Here is a 9977-nt window from a genome sequence, read left to right as displayed (position 1 = left end):
GACACGCCGAAACTACATTTGCGTAAGCGCGACCGAATTCCCAATGCAATACCACACAAATCTACCCTGCCTTCGTCTTTACTGACTCAGGCAGTCCTCGCTTGCGTTGAAAGTCCACTGGACTTTCAACTTTGAGCAAGCTCGGCGCTCCGAGTTGCTTTCGTGCGCGCAATGCTACACTCAAGCAGGCCGTCGCGCACGCTCGACACAGCCTAACACTTATAAAACTCAGCAACAGATGCTAAACAAAAAGCCTCTTGACGAATTAACGCCGAGAGGCTTTAAACTAGCAATCACTAAAAACGATTGCCTATATGACTACTATCTTACTTGCGATGAGCGCGATAGAAGCGAATCAAGCTCTGCGTAGAAGCATCCTGAGCTGCCAAAGCTTCATCATCCTTAGAGATTGCAGGAGTAATCTGCTTTGCAAGCTGCTTGCCAAGCTCCACACCCCACTGATCGTAGGAATCCAAGCCCCACACAGTGCCTTCAACGAAGGTGATGTGCTCGTAGAGAGCAATAAGCTCGCCCAAGCTAAATGGAGTCAAAGCATCGCCGAAAATGGACGTGGTTGGACGGTTGCCCTTGAACACGCGAGCTGGCACAATCTCTTCTGGAGTGCCTTCAGCGCGAACTTCGTCAGCAGTCTTGCCGAAAGCAAGAGCCTTAGTCTGTGCAAGGTAATTGCCCAAGAAGAGCTCGTGCACATCCTGATCGCCATCCTTAGTAGGATTTGGCGTGTTCACGAAAGCGATGAAATCAGCTGGAATAAGCTGAGTGCCCTGGTGAATCAACTGGTAGAAAGCGTGCTGGCCGTTGGTGCCTGGCTCACCCCAGAAGATTTCGCCGGTTTCGCTTGTTACAGGAGTGCCATCCCAGCGCACAGACTTACCGTTGGATTCCATGGTGAGCTGCTGCAAATAAGCTGGGAAGCGGTGCAAGTACTGATCGTATGGAAGCACAGCGTGAGAAGCAACCTTGTAGAAGTTGCGGTACCAAACGTTGAGCATACCAAGAAGAACCACAACATTCTTCTCGAATGGAGTCTCAGCGAAGTAGGTGTCGATTGCGTGGAAGCCCTTCAAGAACTCTTCGAAGCGCTCTGGGCCGAGAACAACAGCCAAAGAAGTACCGACAGCGGAATCCACAGAGTAACGACCGCCAACCCAGTTCCAGAAGCCAAAAGCGTTGGTTGGGTTAATGCCGAACTCTTCAACCTTCTCAAGGTTGGTGGAAACAGCCACGAAGTGCTTAGCAACAGCTTCAGCCTTCTTTGCGTCGCTTCCGTCAATAGCGCCGGACTCCTGAAGCTTATTAAGCAACCAGGTACGAGCGGTACGAGCGTTAGTCAAAGTCTCCAAAGTGGTGAAGGTCTTAGAAACAATGATGAAAAGCGTGGTTTCTGGATCCAAATCCTTGGTCTTTTCTGCCATGTCGTTTGGATCAATGTTAGAAACGTAGCGAGCGCTAATGCCAGCGTCAGCATATGGCTTCAAGGCTTCGTAAACCATGACTGGACCCAAGTCAGAACCACCGATACCAATGTTTACAACAGTCTTGATGTTCTTGCCGGTAACGCCCTTCCAAGCGCCGGAACGAACTTCGTTAGCGAAATCGTAAATGCGACCCAATACTTCACGCACGTCTGCAACGGTATCTTGACCGTCAACAATGAACTTGCCAGCATCCTCTGCAGGACGACGCAAAGCAGTGTGCAAAACTGCACGATCTTCTGTATTGTTAATGTGCACGCCGGTGTACATTGCCTTAGTGCGCTCGTCAAGCTTTACAGCCTTTGCAAGGTCTGCGAAAAGCTTAAGAGTTTCAGGCTTAATTAAATTCTTAGAAAGATCGAAGTGGAGATCTCCAGCTTCGAAGCTCAACTTATCCACGCGATTTGCATCCTCGGCAAACCACTTCTTCAGGCAAACGCCTTCTGATTGCAACTCGTCGTAATGCTTCTGCAATGCAGCCCACTCTGGGGTTTTTACGGCGTCAACTGGCGGATTGATGGCCATTGTAAGGTCCTTTCATTTCTTCAACTTACGTGACAGCAATCGTCACTATAGTCCAATTCACAAGATACTCACAAAAGCAGACAGAAACACGCGAAGCTTAACACAAAAATGAACACAATCACACTGATAATTTACGGCGCGCCAAAGTGGACAAATTCAAAAATATGATATATAGTATTTGATTTGTGCGCGAGTCGCGAATGCGTCTCGGGCAACATGCCGCTTTAGCTCAGTCGGTAGAGCGTCTCCCTCGTAATGAGAAGGTCGACAGTTCGATTCTGTCAAGCGGCTCTCTGACTCACTCGAGTGTATTAATACTTTTAATTTGTTTTTATTCGCTCGATTATTTATATGAGTCTATGCGCGAGTGGCGAAATGGTAGACGCGCAGGATTTAGGTTCCTGTGTCTTACGACGTGTGGGTTCAAGTCCCATCTCGCGCACGAAATTTTTCGCTTACTCAGTAATAAATGCTTACTCAGTAATAAATAATGCTTTCAACTCCGGCAAAAGCGCGCGCAAAGCATTACCCCTGTGCGAAATAGCATTCTTTTCTTCTTGAGTCAGCTCCGCGCTAGTCAAACCTTTCATTTGCACACCATCGCGAATAGGCTGAATATCTGGCACAAATAGCGGATCATAGCCGAAACCGTTAGTTCCACGCTCCTCGCGCAACAAGTGACCAACCATTTCTCCGACTCGAACAGTCTCAAAGCCGTGAGAATGCGACATAACACTGCCTTCAGGAACCTCACTGCACCCATCCGGAATAGCAAGAGCTGCAGCACAACGAAAACGAGCAGTACGACATTGATCTGGAATATCAGAAAGTTGGCGCAAAAGAAGCTCATTATTAGCTTTATCATCTCCATGAACACCACTCCACCTGGCAGAAAGAATACCAGGTGCAGCACCAAGCACGTCGACAATAAGACCCGAATCGTCTGCAATAGCTGGATAACCTGTTCTTGCAGCAACATCACGCGCTTTGAGCAAAGCATTCTGTTCAAAAGTTACGCCAGTTTCCACAGGATCAGGCAAGCCAAGAGAACCTGCAGTTACTAACTCGAAACTGTTTGCCAGCTTCGACAACTGCTCCTCTAAAATTTGCTTGATTTCAACGAGTTTTCCCTCATTATGTGTTGCCACAATAAGCTTCACGCCCGTTCTCCTTCAATCTCTTCTATTTTGCTAAAGCGGCTTTTTGAGCAGCTTGCAATTCGCGATTACCTTTAGTTGCCAAATCAAGTAACGTATTTAATTCGTCGCGATTAAACGGACGATGTTCTGCAGTGCCTTGAATTTCAATGAAAGTGCCGGAACCTGTCATAGCTACGTTCATATCTGTCATAGCTTGACTGTCTTCAACATAAGGCAAATCAAGCATAGGCGTGCCGTTAATAACACCTACAGAAACAGCGGAAATAGAATCCTTAATAACACTTGCAGCAGAGCGAATATGACCATTCTTTTCTGCCCAATTAAGCGCATCTACCAAAGCTACATAAGCTCCAGTTACGGAAGCAGTACGAGTTCCACCATCCGCTTGCAACACGTCGCAATCAATTTGAATCTGGCACTCACCCATTGCTTTCATATCGACTACACCGCGCAAGCAGCGACCAATAAGACGACTAATTTCGTGAGTGCGACCACCAATTTTTCCACGCACAGATTCGCGATCAGTACGCTCAGCTGTTGCTCTAGGAAGCATAGAATATTCGGCAGTTACCCAACCCAAACCGGAATCTCTACGCCAACGAGGCACACCAACCGTAAAAGTTGCAGTGCACATTACGCGCGTATTGCCACACTCAATAAGCACAGAACCTTCAGGAACATCAGTAAATTTACGTGTTATGCGCACAGGCCGGAGCTCGTCAACATTACGACCGTCAACGCGAATTGGTTTTACAGATTCCAACATATCCTTGATTTGAGTCATACCTCACAAATTTAGCACGTGGCTGTTATCTTCTATTTCACCTTCTTAGCGCGCAGCAATTTTGTACTAAAGCTGCTCAGAAAGCTCCATCCACTCATCCTCAAGAGCACTGGTTTCTTGCTCGTTTTTTTGAAGATCTTCGTTAAGAGATTGAAGCCCAACAAAGTCACTTGGGTTGTGCGCAGCCATTTGCGCCTCAATTTGCGACTTTTCTTCTTCAAGCTTTGAAAGTTTTCGCTCTATTGCAGAAACTCGCCTTACAGCATCGTGATAGGCTTTGCCGGTGAGTTTCGGCGCACTTTCTACACTTTCTGCACTTTCTTTAGTTGCAAAATTCACAGTGTTTGAAGCGCCAGCAGTACTTGAAGCATTCACAGTACTCGAAGCACTAATGCTATTTTCGTGGTCGCGCTGCAACTTTTCTACAATTTGCAAATACTCATCTACACCGCCTGGAAGGTGACGAATTTTGCCGTCAATAAGCGCAAATTGCTGGTCTGTTACGCGCTCAAGCAAGTAGCGATCGTGCGAAACAACAATCAAAGTGCCAGGCCAAGTATCAAGCAAATCTTCCATAACTGCAAGCATGTCAGTGTCGAGATCGTTTCCAGGCTCATCCATAATCAGCACGTTTGGCTCGTTTAGCAAAATCAGCAGCAGCTGCATACGTCGCTTTTGACCGCCCGAAAGATCCGCAATTGGTGTCATAAGCTGCTCAGGCTTAAAGCCAAGCCTTTCCATAAGCTGACCTGGAGTCACTTCTTTGCCATCGATAATATAGCTAGGCTTATAGCGACTCAAAACTTCTTTTACTTTATATTTTCCAAGCTTTTCAAGCTCTTCTAACCGCTGCGAAAGCACGGCAAATTTTACAGTCTTGCCAATATTTACGTGTCCAAGCGTAGGCTTTAGAGATCCGTCAATAATGCTTAATAATGTCGACTTTCCTGCTCCATTCGCGCCCACAATTCCAAAACGATCGCCTGGTCCTATAAGCCAAGTTGCATCGTCTAAAATCATGCGTCCAGTAATAGTTTTGCGAAATGCAGCTGAAGTCTCTGCAATGTTTTGCGCGCTCGTAGCAGTATTTTCCGAAGTATTTTCCGCAGAATTTTTTGGCGCAGCATTTTCCGCAGAATTTTCCGCAGAATTTTCTTGATTTTCGTCAACGGCAATAGTAACGCTTCCTACGTGAGTTGGTTGCGCAAAAGCAGATTCTACGATATCGACTTTATTTGATTTTTCTGCATTCGATTCAGACGAAGATGCGTTTTCTGCAATATCCGGATCGATATTTTTTAGCTGCTGAGCGTTGTCGAAAATTTGCGTAACGTCAATTAAATCAACAACTTGCTTACCAAGACGCGAAGTTGCCATTTTCTTCAATTCAAGAGTGTCTCTTAGCGGCGGCACATCTGCAATAAGCTCACGCGCTTGTTTTACGTGGAACTTTTGCTTAGTGGAACGCGCACGAGCACCCCTGGAAAGCCAAGCTAACTCTTTTCTCGCCAAATTCCTGCGACGCTCTTCGCGCACATCCGCTTGGCGTTCGCGCTCCACGCGCTGAAGCATGTACGCACTGTAGCCGCCTTCAAACGGATCAATTACGCCGTCGTGCACTTCCCACATCGAAGTGCAAACCTCGTCCAAGAACCAGCGGTCGTGCGTCACAATCAAAAGCGCACCTTGACCGTCCTGCCAGCGGTGAAGAAGATGTTCCGCAAGCCAATGAATCGTCACAACATCCAAATGATTCGTAGGCTCATCCAAAGCCAAAATATCCCAGTCGTGCAACAACAATCTTGCTAAATCTGCGCGCCTGCGCTGACCTCCAGAAAGCGTGCCTACTTTCGCTTCCAAATTTATGCCGCCAAGAAGCGCTTCTACAATTTCGCGCGAACGCTGATCTGCAGCCCATTCGTAATCTTCGCGATTTTCAAGAGCAGCCTCGCGCACAGTTGCGTTATCGTCCAATGGATCGCGCTGATCCAACATGCCAAAAGTTAATCCACCACGCTTCGTAACGCGACCAGAATCAGGTTGCATTTTACCGGCAAGTAGTCGAAGTAGCGTTGACTTTCCGTCGCCATTTTTTCCAACAATACCGATTCTGTCGCCTTCAAAAACACCTTGAGTTACATCTGTAAAAATCGTTTTTGTAGCAAATTCTAGCGAAACTCGTTCTAATCCCAAATCATACGTAGGCATAATCCACAAATATAGCTGGACACTTATACGAAAGGGTATAGAAAGAATATGGAAAAATGCGAGAGCAAATGCGAGCGCGAAGCTTCAAAGCGCTTGTGTTGGTAGTGGACTATAATAATACGTGCTATGAAAACTCAGAACAATCAACAGAATCAACAAAATCAACAGAATATGCAGAGCAAACACAATCAAAATAATCAAAACAACTCACATGCGCAACACAACGAAGATGGAGTTTTGAGATTAGATGGCGATGAAACTCGCCCTGGAGATCCAACGCAGGAACTTTTAAACGCTTTAGGCACAACTATTTCGCCGGATCTTTTAGTAGAAGCACTCACCCACCGCTCGTTCTCGCACGAGCATCCTGGCACACGAAATTATGAGCGACTTGAGTTTTTGGGCGATGCTGTTCTTGAGTTAGTTTCTACGGAAACGCTGTTTTCTGCACATCCCGACATGACTGAAGGTCAGCTTGCGAAGATGCGAGCGAAAGCTGTGTCTGAATGGGCGCTTTCTGCTGTTGCGCGCGAAAAGCTGCATGTTGGCTCGTATATTCTTCTCGGTCGCGGAGAAATGGAGCAGGGCGGAAACAATAAAGATTCAATTTTGTGCGATATTGTTGAGGCGCTTATTGGTGCAACTTTTGTTGAACATGGAATTGATGAAGCTCGCAGAGTTGTGCATCGTTTGATTGACGACACTTTGGCGGAAGTGCTAACTGAAGGACCAGCTCTCGATTGGAAGACTTCGCTTACAGTCAAAGCTCACGATATGGGTTTGGAAGATCCAGAGTATCGAATGGCTGTTTCTGGGCCAGAATACGCTCCAGTATTTGAAGCTCGCGCGGTTTTGGCGCATAAGGATGGCGACGAAGTGCTGGGAGTCGGAAGTGGCTCTAGCAAACGAAAAGCGCAACTTGCAGCCGCCGAAATCGCTTGGCACACTCTCGACGAGCGCAAGTAACACCCACCCCTCACAACCACAATACACAAGAAAAAGAAAAACCCTGCCACCCGTCGATGGCAGGGTTTCTGTTAATAAAACCTACTTGGTGTGCTCGGAGCGAATAGCTTCACGGTAAACACGACCACGGAAGGTTCCGCAAGATGGGCAAGCCATGTGTGGGAATGCCTGAGAACCGCAGTTCGGGCAAGTCACAGTCTGCACGGCAGACGCCTTCCAATTAGCGCGACGCGAATGCGTATTAGCACGCGAGGTCTTGTACTTAGGCAGTGCCATAATTCTTTCCTCTATTTCGTTCAATCGATTGAGCTTAAGCGTTCTGTATATTACAGCAAGCGCCGTACAAATTGCGCAACCTGATTTCTATTTAGTGCGACAGAAACTTTACAAGCTCGCGCAGTTTATGCCGCTTTTCAGCGAAAAAACGGCAGAAACTTTACACCTACGTAAAGTTTCGGTCGGAACGAGGCGCGCAGACGACAGTTCCTTTACACGAGTGTAAAGTTTCGGTCGGGAATCAGCCAAAAAACGGCAGAAACTTTACACGCGCGTATTAATTCCGTTTTTCATTCTGCTCAAGCTGAGCTTTCAAATCCTCTAAAGCAGCAAAACGAATATCCGTAACGTCGTGATGATGATCTGGATGCTCGTTTAAGTTTTCGCCACACTGAGAGCAAAGTCCGCGACAATCCGGCTCGCACAACGGCTGCAACGGCAACTCACTTACCATCGTGTCGCGAATAAGAGCCTCAATATCCGCAAAATCGCCACCCGCAACTAGCGGATACACATTGCCCGACTCGTCATTTTCATCCCAAATTTGCGACTCGTCTTCATCCGCATCGCCACGAGTATTGCGATTATCCGAACGATTAGAACGCGAGTCAGCATATGGAAAGAATACGCACACATCCACTTTCCAATCGCGACGAAGCGGCATCAAGCATCGAGTACATTCTGCATGCACCGGAGCAGTAATACTGCCCTGAAACATTAAGCCGTCAACCACAGCATCAAAATCGCCATCAACCATAACATCGCTGCCTGGCTTTACGCCAATGACGTAATCTCCAATGCCTTCCGGCGCCGGAAATACGCGATGCAACGACATGCTACTACCAGCGCGCGCAGCCATTTGCGCCACTGGAACAGCCCACGGTGATTGGGATGGATGCGAAGCCATTACTAATTCCTTTCCTCTTCATCATCGTCATACAATGATGAGCTAATGTCGTTTTGTACGTGCGCTGCAGCTCGACGACGATCTTCCAACACTCGCTGACCCGCTTGCACGTCTTGTTCTAATTTATCTAGCTGCTGCTTTAAGCCTTCCATAACAGTTGCGCAATACTGATCCGCACCTTGCGTAAGCTTGTCTGATTTTGCTTGCGCAGTAGCGAGAATATCGCGAGCTTTCTGTTTTGCTAAAGCCGTTACGTTTTCTTGACCTGCTAAGAATTGAGCACGCTCTTGCGCTTCTTCAATTATTTCTGCAGATTGAGATTGCGCTGAAGAAACAATAGAGCTTGCTTGTGCTTGCGCTGTACGCAAACGTCGCTCTGCTTCTCGCATTAATGCAGAAGCTCGCTCCAATTGCACAGGAAGCATATCTTTCAAACGTGCTAACTGATCAACGAACTCATCGCGATCAATTTTTACCATTCCTGCAGCAAACAGAACATTCTTGGCTTCCGAAAGCGTTGCTTCCATTGCGTCAATAATGTCGTAAACTGTAGTAAATTCAGCGCGACTCTTTGAACGCACTTCATCGCTTACTGCTTCTGCATCTGCTTTTGAAGTTTCAGATTCATTTTCTTCAAAGTCAATAACACCACTGTCTTCTCGCTCTCGTAAATCTGGAAGAGGGAAAGCAGAAAATGCTGACGAAGAAGCTGCTTTGCTATTTTTATTGTTATGCTTTGCACTATCAGCGTCATTATCTCGCACATTTTCCGCATCAGAAACACTTCCGACTGCTGCAACAGATGACGTTTCTGTGTTGTCAGCATCTGTATCAACTAATAGGTCGCCTTCATGAGCACTTCGTACGTCGGATTGCGTTTTATTTACAACGCCATCTTGAGCATCTTCTTCATCTGCGAGAACTGGATGCAATGGCAGCTTTTGATTGCGATCAACTTGCACTTCGCGCTCCATCGTGTCGTCTCCTTCACTAGATAATCCAGAAGTTGCGTCAGTAAGTTCATTTTTATTTGTCATCTTCTACTCTCCTGTTCAATTGTTCAGCATAGGTGAATTGTTATCTACGCCTAATGATTGTTCATTAAAAAGCTTTTTTAATAAGGGTATTACGTTATCTGGAACCATGCCAGTAACGTTTCCACCATGACGAGCAACATCTTTAACCACAGAGCTTGAAACATGCTCAAGCACAGGATCAGCAGGCAGGAAAAGCGTTTCGATACCTGCTAATTTGCGATTCACTAGCGCCATCCCAAGTTCTGCCTCATAATCACCGTTTTGACGTAAGCCTTTTACGATTACTGTAGCACCAACTTTTGTACAGTAGTCAGTAATCAAACCAGCTGTTGAAGTTACTACTATTTTGCAATCGCGATTGAAGCTATTTTGAGATTGCGGCAAATTATTTATTGCTTCTTGAATAATTTTTACGCGCTCAGATTCAGAAAATAACGGAGTCTTTGCAGCATTTACCGCAACTAGCACATGTACTTCATCAAATAGATGCGTACAACGTTGTATTACGTCTAAATGGCCGGCAGTGACTGGATCATACGAGCCGGGGCACACAGCTATAGTCATGCTCTTAGATTATCACCCATTGCGCTCAGAACAAAAATATATTAATAAAATAGC

General features: G+C 46.5%; 9 protein-coding genes and 2 tRNA genes. 3 read left to right on the top strand and 8 right to left on the bottom strand.

The window, feature by feature from the left end; translation table 11 throughout:
- Positions 1 to 326: 326 nt before the first annotated feature.
- Entirely contained in the window at positions 327 to 2021 is a 1695-nt protein-coding gene (gene pgi / locus AC1EKT_RS05510; protein ID WP_004135391.1) for a glucose-6-phosphate isomerase, read from the bottom strand.
- Between the two features lie 218 nt (positions 2022 to 2239).
- Here pgi and AC1EKT_RS05505 point away from each other — a divergent pair.
- Positions 2240 to 2312 (top strand) — tRNA-Thr (locus AC1EKT_RS05505).
- 70 nt (positions 2313 to 2382) lie between these two features.
- Positions 2383 to 2463 (top strand) — tRNA-Leu (locus tag AC1EKT_RS05500).
- 31 nt (positions 2464 to 2494) lie between these two features.
- Here the strand turns inward: AC1EKT_RS05500 and AC1EKT_RS05495 are convergent.
- The 3 genes from AC1EKT_RS05495 to AC1EKT_RS05485 all read right to left on the bottom strand — a co-directional run bounded on the left by AC1EKT_RS05495 (position 2495) and on the right by AC1EKT_RS05485 (position 6173).
- Positions 2495 to 3181, bottom strand: coding sequence for a non-canonical purine NTP pyrophosphatase (locus tag AC1EKT_RS05495; protein WP_421784577.1), 687 nt, complete (start codon positions 3179 to 3181; stop codon positions 2495 to 2497).
- A 22-nt stretch (positions 3182 to 3203) separates the two neighbouring features.
- Positions 3204 to 3965, bottom strand: coding sequence for a ribonuclease PH (gene rph / locus AC1EKT_RS05490; RefSeq protein WP_004105347.1), 762 nt, complete (start codon positions 3963 to 3965; stop codon positions 3204 to 3206).
- A gap of 66 nt (positions 3966 to 4031) precedes the next feature.
- Positions 4032 to 6173, bottom strand: a complete 2142-nt coding sequence (locus AC1EKT_RS05485) for an ABC-F family ATP-binding cassette domain-containing protein (protein ID WP_481616155.1) — start codon at positions 6171 to 6173, stop codon at positions 4032 to 4034.
- Positions 6174 to 6299: 126 nt separating this feature from the next.
- On the opposite strand from AC1EKT_RS05485, the gene rnc reads away from it, so the two are divergent.
- Positions 6300 to 7139: a ribonuclease III gene (gene rnc, locus AC1EKT_RS05480; RefSeq protein WP_415683329.1), complete on the top strand. Its 840-nt coding sequence runs from the start codon at positions 6300 to 6302 to the stop codon at positions 7137 to 7139.
- Between the two features lie 81 nt (positions 7140 to 7220).
- On the opposite strand, the gene rpmF is transcribed toward rnc, so the two are convergent.
- The 4 genes from rpmF to coaD all read right to left on the bottom strand — a co-directional run bounded on the left by rpmF (position 7221) and on the right by coaD (position 9923).
- Entirely contained in the window at positions 7221 to 7415 is a 195-nt protein-coding gene (rpmF, locus tag AC1EKT_RS05475) for a 50S ribosomal protein L32 (RefSeq protein WP_004574042.1), read from the bottom strand.
- 277 nt (positions 7416 to 7692) lie between these two features.
- Positions 7693 to 8322: a YceD family protein gene (locus AC1EKT_RS05470; protein WP_415683328.1), complete on the bottom strand. Its 630-nt coding sequence runs from the start codon at positions 8320 to 8322 to the stop codon at positions 7693 to 7695.
- Between the two features lie 2 nt (positions 8323 to 8324).
- A complete protein-coding gene (locus tag AC1EKT_RS05465) occupies positions 8325 to 9359 on the bottom strand; it encodes an ATP synthase subunit B family protein (RefSeq protein WP_481616156.1) in 1035 nt (344 codons plus the stop codon).
- 15 nt (positions 9360 to 9374) lie between these two features.
- Entirely contained in the window at positions 9375 to 9923 is a 549-nt protein-coding gene (coaD, locus tag AC1EKT_RS05460) for a pantetheine-phosphate adenylyltransferase (RefSeq protein ID WP_119527010.1), read from the bottom strand.
- Between the last annotated feature and the right edge of the window lie 54 nt (positions 9924 to 9977).

It is taken from the genome of Bifidobacterium sp. C0047B3 (genome assembly GCF_056590535.1).
This window is presented reverse-complemented; position numbering and strand designations above follow the sequence as displayed.